14 protein-coding genes are annotated in these 14,097 nt (G+C 52.3%); 9 read left to right on the top strand and 5 right to left on the bottom strand.

Annotated elements, in window-relative coordinates:
• Positions 1–79: 79 nt before the first annotated feature.
• Positions 80–670: a 16S rRNA (guanine(966)-N(2))-methyltransferase RsmD gene (gene rsmD, locus ACJJI1_RS07325; RefSeq protein ID WP_444895667.1), complete on the bottom strand. Its 591-nt coding sequence runs from the start codon at positions 668–670 to the stop codon at positions 80–82.
• 421 nt (positions 671–1,091) lie between these two features.
• Here rsmD and ftsY point away from each other — a divergent pair, with 421 nt between their 5' ends.
• The 6 genes from ftsY (at position 1,092) to trmB (ending at position 6,237) form a co-directional block, all read left to right on the top strand.
• Positions 1,092–2,084, top strand: a complete 993-nt coding sequence (gene ftsY / locus ACJJI1_RS07320; protein WP_507020346.1) for a signal recognition particle-docking protein FtsY — start codon at positions 1,092–1,094, stop codon at positions 2,082–2,084.
• A 36-nt stretch (positions 2,085–2,120) separates the two neighbouring features.
• Entirely contained in the window at positions 2,121–2,807 is a 687-nt protein-coding gene (ftsE, locus tag ACJJI1_RS07315; protein ID WP_282930649.1) for a cell division ATP-binding protein FtsE, read from the top strand.
• The gene (ftsX, locus tag ACJJI1_RS07310; RefSeq protein WP_444915170.1) at positions 2,788–3,804 is read left to right on the top strand and encodes a permease-like cell division protein FtsX; all 1,017 of its coding nucleotides are present in this window, start codon (positions 2,788–2,790) and stop codon (positions 3,802–3,804) included. The genes ftsE and ftsX overlap by 20 nt, the downstream gene beginning before the upstream one ends.
• Before the next feature lie 222 nt (positions 3,805–4,026).
• Positions 4,027–4,881, top strand: a complete 855-nt coding sequence (gene rpoH, locus ACJJI1_RS07305) for an RNA polymerase sigma factor RpoH (protein WP_282930650.1) — start codon at positions 4,027–4,029, stop codon at positions 4,879–4,881.
• A gap of 108 nt (positions 4,882–4,989) precedes the next feature.
• Entirely contained in the window at positions 4,990–5,367 is a 378-nt protein-coding gene (locus ACJJI1_RS07300; protein WP_444958968.1) for a DUF423 domain-containing protein, read from the top strand.
• Positions 5,368–5,451: 84 nt separating this feature from the next.
• Complete coding sequence (gene trmB, locus ACJJI1_RS07295; protein WP_444958967.1) at positions 5,452–6,237, top strand: tRNA (guanosine(46)-N7)-methyltransferase TrmB; 786 nt, start codon at positions 5,452–5,454, stop codon at positions 6,235–6,237.
• A 73-nt stretch (positions 6,238–6,310) separates the two neighbouring features.
• Here the strand turns inward: trmB and ACJJI1_RS07290 are convergent, their stop codons facing one another.
• Positions 6,311–7,321 carry a hypothetical protein gene (locus ACJJI1_RS07290; protein ID WP_413663809.1) on the bottom strand — a complete coding sequence of 337 codons (1,011 nt, stop codon included), beginning with the start codon at positions 7,319–7,321 and terminating at the stop codon, positions 6,311–6,313.
• Between the two features lie 203 nt (positions 7,322–7,524).
• Here ACJJI1_RS07290 and ACJJI1_RS07285 point away from each other — a divergent pair, with 203 nt between their 5' ends.
• Positions 7,525–8,463, top strand: a complete 939-nt coding sequence (locus tag ACJJI1_RS07285) for an outer membrane beta-barrel protein (protein ID WP_282930654.1) — start codon at positions 7,525–7,527, stop codon at positions 8,461–8,463.
• Between the two features lie 86 nt (positions 8,464–8,549).
• On the opposite strand, the gene ACJJI1_RS07280 is transcribed toward ACJJI1_RS07285, so the two are convergent.
• Positions 8,550–10,469 (bottom strand): ABC-F family ATP-binding cassette domain-containing protein, encoded by a 1,920-nt coding sequence (locus ACJJI1_RS07280; RefSeq protein ID WP_444958966.1) that lies wholly within the window; start codon positions 10,467–10,469, stop codon positions 8,550–8,552.
• 108 nt (positions 10,470–10,577) lie between these two features.
• Between ACJJI1_RS07280 and ACJJI1_RS07275 the strand changes: the two genes are divergently transcribed.
• A complete protein-coding gene (locus tag ACJJI1_RS07275; protein ID WP_413663807.1) occupies positions 10,578–11,072 on the top strand; it encodes a TIGR02444 family protein in 495 nt (164 codons plus the stop codon).
• Positions 11,073–11,187: 115 nt separating this feature from the next.
• Here the strand turns inward: ACJJI1_RS07275 and ACJJI1_RS07270 are convergent, their stop codons facing one another.
• A complete protein-coding gene (locus ACJJI1_RS07270) occupies positions 11,188–12,150 on the bottom strand; it encodes a histidine kinase (RefSeq protein WP_444958965.1) in 963 nt (320 codons plus the stop codon).
• 457 nt (positions 12,151–12,607) lie between these two features.
• Between ACJJI1_RS07270 and bamJ the strand changes: the two genes are divergently transcribed.
• A complete protein-coding gene (gene bamJ, locus ACJJI1_RS07265) occupies positions 12,608–13,396 on the top strand; it encodes an FKBP-type peptidyl-prolyl cis-trans isomerase (protein WP_444895676.1) in 789 nt (262 codons plus the stop codon).
• A 134-nt stretch (positions 13,397–13,530) separates the two neighbouring features.
• On the opposite strand, the gene rsd is transcribed toward bamJ, so the two are convergent.
• Positions 13,531–13,998 carry a sigma D regulator gene (gene rsd, locus ACJJI1_RS07260; RefSeq protein WP_444936973.1) on the bottom strand — a complete coding sequence of 156 codons (468 nt, stop codon included), beginning with the start codon at positions 13,996–13,998 and terminating at the stop codon, positions 13,531–13,533.
• Positions 13,999–14,097: the final 99 nt, after the last annotated feature.

Raw genomic sequence — 14,097 nt, 5'->3', positions numbered from 1 at the left:
GGCTTAAATGCGGGCCGAATGGGATGCGAATGGTAAACAATTTACGGCTAAGGTCAAAACCGAATCTTTTTATTCTTCCCTAAACCGATGGGCCGGCGCGGCGAAACAAGCGCATACACACCTGTCCTGCACGTTTTTCTTTTTCCTGTTCCCAGCCAGGTACTGATGCAACCACTGTGTCTCGCGGTGTTTCCACATAGATTAATGCATCCTGCGAAAGATGGCCGGACAGGGCGCCTAGAGTTGCCTGCCAAAGATTGTCAGCAAAAGGGGGATCGATAAATACGAGGTCGTATTTACTTCCATTACTTCCGAGGAACTCTTCTGCACTACAGTTATGGACTTTGGCTTCCCGGGCGTTTAACTGTTTTAACTGTTCCGCCAGGGTTCGCGCAGCGCGAGTATTCAGCTCGACAAAATCTACCGAGCCAGCGCCTCGGGATAGCGCCTCCAGACCCAGGGCTCCTGAACCGGCAAAGAGGTCCAGGCAGCGGGCGTCGGGCAGGTAGAACTGTAGCCAGTTAAACAGAACCTCCCGCAGTCGGTCGCCGGTAGGTCTCAAGCCCTCAACTGGGGCAAACTGTAATTTTCGCCCGCGCCACTGTCCGCCAATGATGCGTAACTGTGAAAGGTTTTGCGGGCTTTGCTTTCGGGATGAACTTCTGGCCAAGGTAACTCTCTACTGGGGGCTTAGCGATGCTAAGATTAGCGTCTTTCTGCAAGCGGTACATCCGGACATACGAATGATTTTTGACTTCCTGCGCAAAAAGAAGAAGCGCAAGCCCGAACAAAGTGAGCCCCAGCAATCCCAGGCGGAGGTCACTGCTGCGTCTGAAGAGGAATCATCGGCGCAGAGCCCAGAGCCCTCAGGCATAGAGGAAAAGTCGCCAGCCCAGGGAGAAGCTCCCGCTCTGGAGGAGACAAAGGCCCCTATCGGTGAACCCACAGCTCCAGCTTCTGAATCCCAAGAGGAGAGTGCCGGCTGGGCGCAGCATACCGATGCGGCGGGCGAGCCCGAGGCCGTTGTCGAAGCCCCCCAGGTGGCTGTTGCAGCAGAGCCTGTAATAGAAGAGGCCGAGAAGACAGCCCCGATTCAGCCCGAGCCAGCTGCAAAACCCAGAGCCAAAGAGCAGCCGCAACCGGAAGCCAAAAAGAAAGAGGGCTTCTTTGCGCGTGTTCGTCGCGGCCTCAGCCGTACCAGCAACCAGTTTGTCGAGGGGATGGGAAACCTATTCCTCGGGGCCAAGGAGATTGATGAAGATCTGCTTGAAGAACTTGAAACACAGCTGTTAATGGCAGATGTGGGGGTTGAAGCTACCAGCGAGATCGTCGAACGCCTGACCGAACGTGTATCCCGTCGGGAACTGGCCGATGGCGATGCACTTTACAAGGCATTGCAGCAGGAGCTGGCGGACTTACTCGATAGTGTTGATGCTCCCCTGGAAATCGATATCAGCAAAAAGCCTTACGTCATCCTGGTAGTGGGCGTAAACGGTGTGGGTAAAACCACAACAATCGGCAAGCTGGCCCACCGCTTCCTCGGTGAAGGCAAGTTGGTGATGTTGGCTGCCGGTGATACATTCCGCGCCGCAGCAGTTGAGCAGCTACAGGTTTGGGGGCAGCGCCACGATGTACCGGTTGTTGCGCAGCATACCGGTGCCGATAGTGCGTCAGTGATTTTCGATGCGGTTCAGTCTGCCCAGGCGCGCGGCGTCGATGTGGTAATTGCCGATACCGCCGGGCGTCTCCACACTAAGTCCAATTTGATGGAGGAGCTGACCAAGGTGCGCCGGGTGATGGGCAAACTGGATCCCAGCGCGCCCCACGAAGTGCTGTTGGTACTGGATGCAGGCACTGGCCAAAATGCGATTAACCAGGCCTCTCAGTTCCGTGAGGCGGCCGGCGTTACTGGCTTGGTGCTGACCAAATTGGATGGTACTGCCAAAGGCGGCGTTATCTTTGCCCTGGCTCGTCGTTTCGGCATCCCGGTGCGTTTTATCGGTGTGGGTGAGCAGGCGGAAGATCTACAGCCATTCCGCGCTCGTGAGTTCGTATCCGCCCTGTTTGGCCGCGATAAGGCCTGATAATTCGCCTAGGAAATAACAAGAACAACAGAAGCCGTGATCACTTTCGATAATGTGAACAAGCGTTACGCATCGGGGCAGGATGCCCTGGTGCGAGTCAGCCTGGAAATCCCCCGTGGCGATATGGTGTTTCTCACCGGTCACTCCGGTGCGGGTAAAAGTACTTTACTGAGACTCCTGACCGCGATTGAGCGCCCTACTAAGGGCAGTATTCTTGTCGCCGGACAGAATCTCAACCGCCTGCGCAATGGCCAGATCCCCTACTACCGCCGCAATCTGGGTATTGTCTTCCAGAATCACCAGCTGCTATTTGACCGCAGCGTTTTTGACAATATTGCCCTGCCCTTGTCTGTTGCTGGTTGCAATAAGCGCGAGGTGGGGCGTCGGGTTCGCGCAGCCCTGGATAAGGTCGGCTTGCTGCACAAGGAAAAGCAAAATCCCATTATGTTGTCTGGTGGTGAGCAGCAGCGGGTTGGGATTGCCCGCGCAGTCGTTAACAAGCCCGCGATATTGGTTGCCGATGAGCCCACCGGCAACCTGGACCCAACACTCTCGCAGGAAATCATGCAGTTATTCGCCGACTTTAACGCAGTGGGAGTTACGGTGCTGGTGGCGAGCCACGACTTGGAACTGATTGCACGGATGCGCCGACGGGTATTGACCCTACAGGCTGGCCAACTGATATACGACGGAGTTCCGAGCCGTGAAGTACACCCAAGCTAAAGCGCAACGGCAGGCCAACCCTGCCGCAGACAAACGTGTGCGCAGCACCGGCGCTGTTGTTGCACAAACAGGGTTGGGCGATCGATGGAATAGCTGGTTGGGGCATCACCGTGAGATGGCCGCCGACTCTGTCAGTCGATTTTTTAGCGCACCCATGGCCAGTGCAATGACGGCGTTGGTGATTGCTATTGCCCTGGCCCTGCCGGCGGCATTGCAATTGGGCCTGTTGAATTTCCAGCGCGCGGTGGCTGGTTGGGATGGGCAGCCACAAATTTCTGTTTTTCTACACAAAGATGCGAGACAGGCTGCGGTTAATTCCCTGGCCGACAAATTGCGCAGTGACCCCGCTATCGCGGAGGTAACTTATGTCTCCCCGGAAGATGCCCTGGCAGAGTTTGAACAGGCCTCGGGGCTTGGGGATGTATTGGTTGGCCTGGATGCCAACCCCCTGCCGGCAGTGCTGTTGCTGCGGCCAAGGGATGCGAAGGACGGCGATAAACTACAGGCTTTGGTGGAGAATCTGAGAGCCCAGGCACTGACGGATTCAGTGGTCTTGGATCTTGCCTGGGTCCAGCGCCTCGCCCAGATCACCGAACTGGGACAGCGTCTCTCCGCAGGTCTAGCCCTGTTATTGGCGCTGGGAGTGGTATTGGTGGTGATCAATACCATACGACTGCATATCGAAAGTCGTCGGGAGGAGATCCTGGTAGTAAAGCTCGTTGGCGGCACTAATGCGTTTGTGCGACGGCCGTTCCTTTACAGTGGCATTTGTTATGGGCTATTTGGCGGGTTGTTGGCGTGGCTGTTGCTTACAGGTGGTGTGGCTATGTTGTCTGGGCCAGTTGAGAGTCTGTCATCAAGTTATGGCAGCAGCTTCGAACTGAGAGGGCCGGGCGCCAGTTACTTCTTTCAATTAACTTTGGGGGCCTCCTCGCTGGGCCTATTAGGGGCTTGGCTTGCGGTAGCGCGACACACTCGCAAGATAGAACCCCGCTGACCGAACAGTCCGATCAAGAAGGGTAAAGTGTTCTGGCAAAGGGAACCTGAGGCGTAAAAAGCCCCTCTAATTCCGCGAAATACAACAGAATACGGTAGTTGTTGGCGGGCTTTCTTATCTGCCCGTGCAAGTGCTACACTGAGTCCAGCTTGTCGCCGGATACAGTATCCGCCGGCAGCGGCCGGTAATATCGGCCGACTAATAATGACAGGAGAGACCTGAATGGGAACCAGCCTACAGCCAGTGCATACGCTGTCTCCGGGCGCCAACCTGGGAGCTTATATCCAGACCGTCAGTGGTTTTGACGTACTGACCGCTGAACAGGAAAAGCACCTGGCAGAAGACCTCTATTACCGCGAAAATCTCGATGCTGCACGCCAGCTGGTCATGTCACACCTGCGCTTTGTAGTGCATATCGCCAAATCTTATTCCGGCTACGGGCTCAATGAAGCCGACCTGATTCAGGAAGGTAATGTCGGTTTGATGAAGGCCGTCAAACGCTTCAATCCCGAAAAGGGAGTGCGCCTGGTATCCTTTGCGGTACATTGGATTAAAGCTGAAATCCACGAATTTATTCTGCGCAACTGGCGTATTGTTAAAATTGCCACCACCAAGGCGCAGCGCAAATTATTCTTCAACCTGCGCGGTCAGAAGAAAAAACTCGCCTGGTTGACCAATGCAGAAGCTAAGGCCGTCGCCAAAGACCTGAATGTGGATGTCACCCAGGTCCATGAAATGGAAGGCCGCCTGGCTGCACACGATGCGGCTTTTGATGCGGGTGTCGATGACGATGACGATACCGCCTGGCAGGCACCGGCTCACTATCTGGAAGACCGCAGTTTTGATCCGGCCGCCCAGCTTGAGCGGGATAACTGGCAGGAAACCAACTTGACCAGCCTCGCCAGTGCTATGGCACAACTGGATGATCGCAGCCGCGATATTATTCAGGCCCGCTGGCTCAGTGAGGAGAAATCCACATTGCATGAGTTGGCTGATAAGTATGGTGTTTCCGCTGAGCGAATTCGCCAGCTGGAAAAAAATGCCATGAAGAAAGTGCGTGCTGCTATGGAAGCCTAAATCGGCGTTCTGGTACACGGGTAGAAAACCGCGCAGTAGCGCGGTTTTTTTTGTCCCGCCTGTTACAGGCATACCTGTCACCACTGGGTAAAACAAAAAGGGAAGGTAATGGCCAAACTCTATCTGCTGCTGTGCGCACTCTTTGGCGCTAGTGGTGTGGCTCTGGGGGCGTTTGGGGCTCACGGCCTGCGCGGTAAAGTGGCAGAGAACCTGCTAGAGGCCTATAAAACCGGAGTCCAGTACCAGATGATCCACGCCTTGGTGCTGTTTGGTGTGGTGCTACTAATGCAAAACTGGGGAAACCGTTTATCGCTGACCCTGAGCGGCGCTCTTTTTGCTTTCGGTATTATCTTCTTCTCCGGCAGTCTCTATGCCCTGGCACTGGGAGGCCCCCGATGGCTAGGTCCAATCACCCCTCTCGGCGGGCTGATGATGATAGCAGGCTGGGTAGTCCTGTTTTTTGCCGCATTTAATTTCTCTAAGTAGCCAGCTTTACTGGGCTTACACTCAGATACCGAGCCCGAACAGAGCATCAAGATATAAACCGTTTCGCATAAGAGGTCGCGAACAATGCAAGACGAATCTGCGGAAGATTTTCCCTACCGCACAGAATTTAAGAAGAAATCTATCCGCAGCTATGTGATTCGCGCGGGGCGAATGACAGAGGGGCAGCGCAATGCCTTTGACAATTATTGGGGGCAGTATGGACTCTCCCTATTTGATGGACCTCTGGATCGCCAACAGGTCTTTGGCCGCGAGGCGCCACTGGCGTTAGAGATCGGTTTCGGTATGGGGGATTCCCTGCTGGCCATGGCTGAAGCCGAGCCAGATAAGGATTTTATTGGTATTGAAGTACACCCGCCGGGCGTTGGCCGGTTGATCAATAATGCCGGCAAGGCAGGTATCAAAAACCTGCGTGTTTACATGGCCGATGCGGTCGATGTCCTAAACGATTGTATTGCCGATGGGAGCCTGGATCGTTTCCAGCTGTACTTCCCTGACCCCTGGCACAAGAAGAAGCACCACAAGCGCCGGATAGTGCAGCCGGAATTTGTTCGCCTGATTTGCAGCAAGTTAAAAACTGGCGGTCTTATGCATATGGCGACAGACTGGGAGAATTATGCCGAGCATATGCTGGAAGTATTGCAGGGTGAAAACCTGCTAGAAAATACCGCCAGTGAGGGTGATTATGTTGCCCGGCCAGAATGGCGCCCAGAGACCAAGTTTGAGCGTCGAGGGCAGAGACTGGGGCACGGTGTTTGGGATCTGGTATACCGCAGGTTACCTGGTGAAGCGCTGCCGCTAACTACCACTGACGTAGATGCGTCAACTGTTGAAGAGTCCAAAGGCGAATAATTCGCACTGACGATCGATGTTTGCCACCGGTGCTAACATGGCACCAGTGGCATGCAACAGCCCACCTCTATTGTTAGAAAAACTCATTCCAGTTTTTCTTGGCGGCTTCCCATCGGCGCTTGTCTTCTACAACATTCAGGTTGCGGATGGTGTTACTGTCATAGGACATCCAGTCCGACAGTTCAATATTATTTTGGGTGCCCGCAAAATAACGCATGCGAAAGCGGCGAATAAATTGGTTGGGAATAGCCATAAAGGCAACTTCACGTCCCTGGGTGACAGTGGAAACCTCTACGCATTGGTGGTTTCTTTTATCGAGCTCATAGATAAAACCGGTAGTGGCTAAGTCACCCTCATTTGTTCCATGCACAAAATAATACCTTTTTGGGCAATAAGTTTTGTTGTGCCAGGCAAAGCGCGCAACAATATTTGCATTGGTAGTGGTTGAGATGACTTGGTTAGATGCTCCGGTACCCAGGTGCGGATCAAAGCGGCCATTTTGATTCATCCAGGGAAAGAATCCCCCGGCTTGCCACAGCTTCTGTGGTGGGCGGGTATCGCCACGGTATAACAGCGTTGTCACTGTGTGCAGATTAAAACCACTGCGGCTAAATCGGTAATTAAATAGTGAGAAAGGGACGTCCAAATGGGCTTCGATGTTGGATATTGCTCTCCTCTCAGAGCTGAAAGCTTCACTGGCTTGTCGATACCAGCAGTAGGCTCCACCGAGTAAAGCTAAAACGGCATCTTTACGGCGTGTTATTCCATCGCTATCGAGTAGCTTGGTGGGTGTGGAGGGATCAAATCCAGTAAGCCAGGTATATAGGGTTTCCACTAGTACTTTGGCGACACGGGTAATCCTTCCGTAATCATTTGTTTGAATTTGTACTGCCTGGCTTACTAATTGGTCGATCCGGGTTAGTCCATCACTACTGCGTTTGTGATACCACTTACTGTTGCTATTGGAATTATTTTGGAAGTCCTGTGCGTACTCACGGATACTTTTGGGGACATAGCAGGTGGTTTGTATGTTTTGTGGGTGAACCAAGTTCCTAACATAGTTATCGATATTGGGTGCCAGCAAGGGTTAACTCTCCTGTCTTTATTACTGTTTTTCGCCACTAGCCGTCTATGCTTCTAGTGGTGCTGTGATTATCGAATTTTATTTCCAATAAGAACCGGATTCAGGAAGCATCGCGAAAACAAAACCGAATTATTTTTATTAATAGATATTGATGTTAATAATAATTTGGGGGGTTGATCAAGGAAGGAATCTTGGTGTTTCTAATGAGAAGGCGTGACCCTCTGCTTTCATTTCTCTATAGCCTGCCGTTTATCTTACTCTTTACAGTTTCTGAAGTCCGCGCTGATTTTGTTGGAACTTTAAACCTCTATGTTAATGGGGGTAAGCATTGGTTTGATGGTGACCGCCTACAAGGCACGCCATTTCGCGGTTTTGAAATGCGAGATACCTCAGGTGTCGGTGCCGGTTTTGGCTTTAACATGACAAATCATTGGGCGATGGAAGGGGTTGTCGACTATTTCGTCGTGAGTGTTGCGGATACGCCCGAGAAAGTAGATGTGTATAACTACCGCATAGATCTCCTATATCAATTTGGAGGGCAGTTCTGCGGTAATTTTTGTTGGCAGCCTTATGTCGCGTTTGGCCTGGGTGAAATGCGTATTAATTACGATCGGCGCTACCGTAAAAAACACTGGCATCCAGATGACCCAAAGTATGTCTATGATCCGGATCATCCCTACGACCCATACTATCCCTATCCTTGGGATTGTCGTAAGAAATTCTATGTCCCTGAGGATCGGCCAGACGGCCATCATTATCCCTACCCGCCTTACCATTGTGACTGGCATGACCGGCAAAATATGGTGAATGTGGGAATGGGAATTAAATATCACCTGGGGCCCCGCTGGCAGGCCCGCGCAGATATACGGCTTTTCCAGGGGGTTGAAGAAGGTGGTGTCGATGGTTTTGCCAGCTTGGCGGTCGGCTATCAATGGCTTGAATATCCGGATTTTTGGTATGACGAAGATGCCGATGGTGTTATTGATGCCACTGATCAATGTCCGCAGACCCCAGTGGGAATCGATGTGCAATTAGATGGCTGCCCGCTGGATACAGATTTTGATGGTGTACCCAGCTATATCGATCAATGCCCAAATACACCGATTGGTATTGCAGTGGATGAATACGGTTGTATTCGTTAAGGACAACTAAAATAGACTTCTTCAGCGGGCGGCAGAAAGGTTCTGAAGCCCGCTGAAGATATTGTTTAAAATGATCTTCTATAAAATTACTCGCCGCGAATTTCTTCGAGCTTCTCAGAAATTTCCAGCCATTCCATTTCCAGCTCTTCCATTAATTCCTGCTGCTCCGACTGCTCTTTATTAAGTCGAGCTATTTCCTCCTGCTGGCCGCCGCTATATAGGGCTTCATCGGCAAGTTTTTCCTGTACTGCGGCCAATGCTTTTTCTGCCGTAGCCATCTGTCGCTCAATATTCTTGAGTTTGTTGGTCAGGGGTTTCAGTTGTTCGCGTAGAGCGGCGGCGGCGCGCCTTTGGGCCTTCTTATCCTCAGGGGCTTTTTCCTCTGTGCTTGTAACAGTGGAGGCGCTCTCTTCTTTGCGTTTCTTTTCCCGGTTAAAGCCGAGCAGCCACTGTTTGTAGTCATCAAGGTCACCGCTATAGGGTTCGGCGCGGCCATTGGCCACCAGAATAAATTCGTCGGCAGTATTGGCCAGTAGATGACGATCGTGGGAAACCAATATGACGGCACCGGGAAACTCCGCCAGCGCCAGGGTCAGGGCGTGGCGCATTTCCAAATCAAGGTGGTTTGTCGGTTCATCGAGAAGCAACAGGTTAGGTTTTTGCCAGGCCAGTAGTGCCAGGGCTAAACGGGCTTTTTCACCGCCGGAAAAGCCCCCTACCGTTTCGAAAACCCGGTCGCCGATAAAACCGTAGCCGCCGAGAAAATCCCGCAGCGATTGCTCCGAGGCATCGGGGCTCAGCCTTTGCAGGTGCAGCAGTGGGGAACCGTTGCTATCCAGTGCTTCCAGCTGATGCTGGGCGAAGTAGCCGATGGCCAAGTGTTCGCCACATTGGCGCTCGCCGCTGAGGGGGGCGAGTGTGCCAGCCAGGGTTTTGATTAGAGAGGACTTGCCCGCACCATTGGGGCCGAGCAGGCCGATACGGCGTCCCGGTTGAATGCCCAGCTGAACGTTCTTCACCACTATTTTTTCGGCATAGCCGATATCCGCCTCGCGCAGGTCGATTAACGGATTAGAGGTTTTCTCTGAGGATGGCAAGGTGAAATGAAAAGGGGAATCCACATGGGCCGGGGCAATCAGAGCCATCCGGTCCAGGGCTTTCAGGCGGCTTTGTGCCTGCTTGGCCTTGCTCGCCTTGGCGCGAAAGCGCCGCACAAAGTCCTCCATATGTGCGCGTTCGGCCTGCTGTTTTTCAAACTGTATTTGCTGCTGGGCCAGACGCTCAGCGCGAGCGCGCTCGAAGGCACTGTAATTGCCGCTGTACAAGACCAGTTTTTGCTGTTCAAAACTGACAATGCCGTCGACCACTGCATCGAGAAAGTCGCGGTCGTGGGAAATAATCAGCAGGGTACCGGGGAAGCGTTGCAGCCACTGTTCCAGCCAAAGGGTGGCATCCAGGTCCAAGTGGTTGGTGGGCTCGTCCAACAGCATAAGATCTGCGGGGCACATCAGGGCGCGGCCCAAGTTGAGGCGAATACGCCAGCCACCTGAGAAGCTGCGAATGGGGCGCTGTTGCTCTTCGTGGGAAAAGCCGAGCCCGTCGAGGAGTTGCGCGGCGCGCGCCGGGCCACTGTAGCCGTCAATACTGGCCATGCGCTCGTGCAGTTCTGCCAGTTTGTGACCGTCGGTATCGCCGCTTGCTTCGGCCTCTGCCAGTTGCTTTTGCAATAGCCGCAACTCGCTATCGCCGTCTAAAACGTAATCCAGTGCTGACTGCTCACTAGCTTCTACCTCTTGAGCCATATGGGAGATACGCCAGGTGCTGGGGAGGTCTACCCGCCCTGCATCGGTTTCCAGTTGTCCAAGCAGCAGTTTGAACAGAGTTGACTTGCCACAGCCGTTGGCACCGATAATTCCCACTTTGTGGCCGGGGAATATTCTGCAATCTGCGCTGTCAAGCAAGTCGCGCTCACCTCGGTGCAGAGAAACCCCTTGTAAATTGATCACTGGAAAAACCTCATATGAATAGGCCGATGAATGCTAGGCTATTGAACAGACCCGGACTCCACAGAGACTGGGGCACTATGCCGATCAGCAAAGGGTCGGGATTCTAACGTGACAAATACTTCACCTCCATCTTCCCCCAAGGAAAACCCCCTCTGGCAGTTCAGCTTGGACTTTTATGCCTACCAGGATGTTGAGAAGTTCCTACTCGACTGCCAGGACAGAAATGGCGCTGACGTGTGTCTTCTGCTGTGGGCGAGCTATACAGCCGTTTGTGGCAAGGAAATCAGTGAAGAGGGATGGAGAGTCGCAGATCGAGGCGTTGCGCCTCGCAGGCGAATGATTCGCAGTGTGCGACACCTGCGTCGTTGGTTGGGGAGTTTGCGCCCCCATACCCAGCGGGCCTACGCACTGTGTAAACGCTATGAATTGAAGCTGGAGCAGTTGCAGTTGGCTGCGCTGTGGAAAATTTATGCTGAGGACTGGCCGGGGGATCGTTCTGCACTGGAGCTAGCATCCCAGCAATATGGTTTGCAGCAAAAAGATCAGGCCCGCTGGGCGGGCCTGATCGAAAGCTACTTGGCTCACAGGGGGGCAGCGGGTTAAGCCACTGTTACACCCCTCTGGGTACTGTACTTTTCTGGGGTCGCCGGTAATACAGTCGTGAAAAGTACAGAGCTCAATTAAGCAACACGGTATCTGGCTGCGAGGAGTCCCGAGACTACTCGCCGCTGGGTTGCTCCGAAGAAAACAGGCTGTTTGCCGGGGTGCTAGGAGTAATCGTTGCTGCTGGGCGCGGAGTATCCACCGGTTTCTGCTGCTCAGCTGGAGCCATGGTTTTTGAATCGTCTTTGGGCTTCTCTACGGTTTCTGGCTTGCTGGCAGTCTTCACCTTCGGAGTTTCTGCGCTTGGCTTGACTGTTGCAGGCTTGGCTTCCGTAGAGGGTTTGCTCGCCGCTGGTTTTTTGGCAGCAGTAGTTTTAGCTGGAGCTTTCTTCGCTGGAGTTTTTTTCTCGGCAGTAGAAGCTTTCTTGGCTGGCGCTTTTTTCGCAGCTGTGGAGGCTTTCTTTGCGGGAGTTTTCTTTACAGCTTTAGTGGCAGCGGCGGTTTTTGCCGGCGCTTTCTTGGCACTAGTTTTCTTTTCTGTGGCTTTTTTTGCCACTGTCTTTTTCGCTGCTTTGGTGGTGCTGGTAGTGCTTGCTTTAGTGCGGCTCTTTGCTGCGGTTGCTTTAGGAGCGGCTACTTTTTTTGAGGTGGTAGCTTTACGGGCTTTTGGCTTGGATTTGTTCAGCAGTTTTTCTGCTTTTACACCGGCCTTACGTACAGCTTCGGCAGCTTTCAGCTCGGCTTTTGCCTGGGACTCAGTACCCTTTGCTTCGGCGTGTGATGCCTTTGCTTGCTGGAGTACTTCGTTATGCTTTTCTACATTGGCCTTGGCGGTTTCTATACGCTTTTGAGTGGCAGCTGTCTTTCGTGTCTTGGCTGCAGTTCTAGCGTCTACTAGTTTGGTTTTCGCTTTAGCTAATTTTTCTTTTGCGGAAGTCAGTGCTTTTCCGGCTTTTAAAACACTTTTGCCGGCATCGGTAACTTTCTTGTTGCGGGCTTTGTCCAGCTTGACGGTTAGCTTGGAAATTTGTGCTTCCAGTTCTGCGACTGAATTGACAGCTCTTTGTTTGGCAGCCATGAGTAAATGTCCTGACGTTTATTATCAATTGGAACATCCGGACAGTGTACGGATCAGATCTATATGTAATAGACATATTTAAATCTGGGATCTGAACACTGTAAATTGTTCTGAAACTGAAAAGCACCTCAAACAGTCCGGAACAATAACCGGCGACTGGTCGATAATAGCGCTGTTTTTAAAAAAAATGTATGCCGTAAGCAGCGAAAATAGTGCTGTAAATGTATTTTTTTCTCGCTGGTCCCTGGAACCTTAAGGTGGAATGTGGTGTCCTGCACAGTGTGCGCGTCATCGGTATGCACTTGCAGTCGCCTTGGGTTAGACTTGAGCGGACTGGCGGAAAAGGTGCGCCTGGAGGCTAAGGGCCGAATCAGGATTACTTGATAAGCCGCCGCAGGCATTGACCCAGGGTCAAGCGCGAATCATTCAACGCAATACGGACAAAGAGACAACACCCATGAATAAATACCCTTTGGCTGCAGCAATTGCCCTTGGCCTGGCGCTGACCGGCTGTAACGAACAGGGATCCAAGCAGGAAAAAGAAGTTACCCTGGACACCCAGGAGAAGAAGGTCAGCTACATCATTGCCGAAGATATGGCGAAGCGCCTTGAAGCTCAGGATGTGAAATTAGATCCCCAAGTGGTGATGATGGCTCTTAAGGATGTTTCCAGCGGCAATGAATCCCGTTTGACTGAAGAAGAAAAGCAGCAAACGATCGCTGCCTTCCAAGAGCAAATGCAGAAGAAGCAGCAGGAAATGCTTGCCCAGCAAGAGAAAGAGTTCAAAGAGTCTGCTGATAAAAACCTGCAGGAAGGAAAAGCCTTCCTCGAAGAGAATGCCAAGAAAGATGGTGTTGTTACCACTGATTCCGGCCTGCAGTACAAAGTGATTACTGAGGGTTCCGGTGGTCAGCCCAGCGAGAACAGCACTGTTGAAGTGGACTACAAGGGAACGCTGATTAACGGTGAAGAGTTTGATAGTTCCTACGCCCGTGGTGAGCCGGTCCAGTTCCCAGTTAATGGTGTTATCAAGGGTTGGACCGAAGCGTTGCAACTGATGAAAGAGGGTTCCAAGTGGGAGCTTTACATCCCCTCCGAGCTGGCATACGGCCCGGGTGGTGCAGGCGGTAAGATCGGCCCTAATGCAACGCTGATTTTTGAAGTGGAGCTGCACAAAGCCAATGTTGGCAAGGAAGATGGCGCCGAGAAAAAAGAAGAGAAAAAAGAAGAGCCCAAAAGCGAGTAATTAAATTTACTACTTTGGATTCAATAAAGGCGCCCAATGGGCGCCTTTATTTTTTACCCTGAAAAATCAACAGCAAAAATATTCGATTAAAGGCGCCGGCTTCCCATCGCCTTTACAGTGATGAATTCAGTTTTTTAGACCAGCTGGTTTTTATGGGCTGTGTGCAAAAGTGCGATCATTCGATCCTCGGAACTAAAGCGGGTTTCCAGTGCTTCCCCCAGCTGTGACAAATCTGGGTTCAGGCTGGATAGATCGTCGGTTTCCTGGTACTTATCATTGAAATCGACAGCGACATCAGTGGTCACATCAATATCCCGATAGAGTTCCCGCGCTTGTTGCAGCCCCTGTTTATCATCAAAAGCCTGGCCTTCCAGTATGAGCTGTTCGTATACCTCAAAGTGTCCCGCAGAGACGTAGTCCACCAGCAACTGGCAAAGATGGCGAACACCGTTCTCGGTCTCCGAATCCCCATCGTTAAACGCTTTCTTCTCAGATAGATGGTAGTAACTTACCAGCAGGATTTGTCGGGACTGTAGCCAGCGGTCAATGATTTCACTGACGCCACCCCAGCGCTCGCGCGCAGATTTACAATTTTCCAGCATCTCCAAGAATCCTTTGGTTACTGTTGCCGTGATAGCCAGCTTTATTGCTGATCCCGAAGGCCCTAAGAAGATAGGAGATTCCCCCGCCGACGGCAAGGT

This window comes from Microbulbifer maximicatervae (SeqCode), assembly GCF_052467065.1.
The sequence above is the reverse complement of the archived record's forward strand: the minus strand, read 5'-3'. Positions and strand labels throughout refer to the sequence as shown.